Source organism: Actinoplanes awajinensis subsp. mycoplanecinus, from assembly GCF_001509495.1.
GTDB classification, from domain to species: Bacteria; Actinomycetota; Actinomycetes; order Mycobacteriales; family Micromonosporaceae; genus Actinoplanes; species Actinoplanes palleronii.
The window spans coordinates 1-1349 of record NZ_LLZH01000106.1 but is presented as its reverse complement, the minus strand read 5'-3'; the positions used below and the strand labels follow the sequence as shown (position 1 = coordinate 1349).

2 protein-coding genes and 1 pseudogene are annotated in these 1349 nt (G+C 75.6%); 2 read left to right on the top strand and 1 reads right to left on the bottom strand.

The features are described from left to right. A partial coding sequence (locus ADL15_RS52915) for a hypothetical protein (RefSeq protein WP_232344093.1) occupies positions 1-348 on the top strand: 348 nt, incomplete at its 5' end. A gap of 264 nt (positions 349-612) precedes the next feature. Here the strand turns inward: ADL15_RS52915 and ADL15_RS52910 are convergent. Then, positions 613-774 (bottom strand): hypothetical protein, encoded by a 162-nt coding sequence (locus ADL15_RS52910; RefSeq protein ID WP_157441363.1) that lies wholly within the window; start codon positions 772-774, stop codon positions 613-615. Between the two features lie 287 nt (positions 775-1061). Here ADL15_RS52910 and ADL15_RS14455 point away from each other — a divergent pair. Beyond that, positions 1062-1349: pseudogene (locus ADL15_RS14455) on the top strand (hypothetical protein); the annotation flags it as partial.

Below are 1349 nucleotides of genomic sequence, written 5' to 3'. Positions count from 1 at the left end.
GGACTGCTGGGGTTGCTGCGGTTGTTCCGCTGCGGTCCACGGCTGGTGGGGGTGGGGCTGCTCAGGGGCGGCCCATGGTTGGTGGGGCTGCACGGGGCCGGTCCACGGTTGTTGCGGGGCGGGCGCGGGCTGCTGGGGGTCACCGAAATCGGGCCAGGGCTGCTGGGCGCCGGTCCATTGCTGCTGAGGGGCGGGCGCGGGCTGCTGATAGGTGGGCTGCACCGGGATGATCGGCTGCGGCTGCGGCTGCGGCTGCGGCTGCGGGACCGGGACCGGGACCGGGACCGGGACCGGGACCGGGACCGGGACCGGGAATGCCGGGCTGTCCGGGAACGGCGGCGGCGCTGAAGCCGGCAGCCCCGGACTGGCCGGAAAGGGCGGCGGGCTGCCGAGAACCGGCCGCGGCGGGTTGCCCAGGACCGGCGGTGCGCTGTCAGGAACCGGCAACTCACGGTCCGGAATCGGCGGCGGCTCCGGCGAGCCCTGCTGTGGCGGCTGAGTCATCTGTATCCCCCGTTGTGCTGGCGCATGTGGACAACGGCGGCCATTCTCGTCCGGCATCGACACGCGTCGTCAGCCAGGCCCACTTGTCGCGGGCGAATCGCGGTCCGCCTACCGGGCAGGAACCACGGTCACCGCCCGCAGGTCTGCCAATGTCTCCCGCATGATCGCGCCGAGGTCTCCGGCCACTCCCGCCTCGACCCACCGTTCGAACGCGACCCGCAGCACCACGATCCCGGCCTCGGCCGCGAGCGTCGCCGCCGGCTCCGGCACGCCCCTCCCGCGCAGCCCCGGCTGGCGCTGAGGGTTGTCTCGAGGGGCCGGAGGCACCCCTGAGCGCCAGCCGAGGCAGTGCGCCGCGCCGCGGCCCGGACCGGCAGCGCGCCTCGCGGTGGCCTCACGGGCGGGACGTGGCTCGTAGCCTGCGGACGAGCGCTCCGTATGCGTACCGAAAAGGAACGTGCCGGTGGCGGGGATGACCGGGAGTGGACAGCGGCCGAGGGGGTGAGCGGGAGGGGACAGCGGTGGCGGAGTGGGGGAGGGGCTGGGAGGGTTTGGGGATGAACGTTCTGGTGTGGGTGCGGGAGGGGGTCTGGCCCGCGGCGGTCGACGCGGCGCGGGAGCTGGCCGGTGTGGACGACGCGGTGACCCTGGTGCACGTGGTCGATCCGGCGATCGCGGCCGGGGCGCAGGGGGCGTATGCCGGGCTGCTCGGCCGGGGCGGGTGGTCGCCGCGCGGGCGGACGGATCCGGGTGCGGCGGTGACCGCGGGCCAGACCGGTGCCGAGGAGGGGTTGATGGGGGCGGCCGGGGCGCGGCTTTGGGGGGGCCGGGGGCCGGGGTTCCCG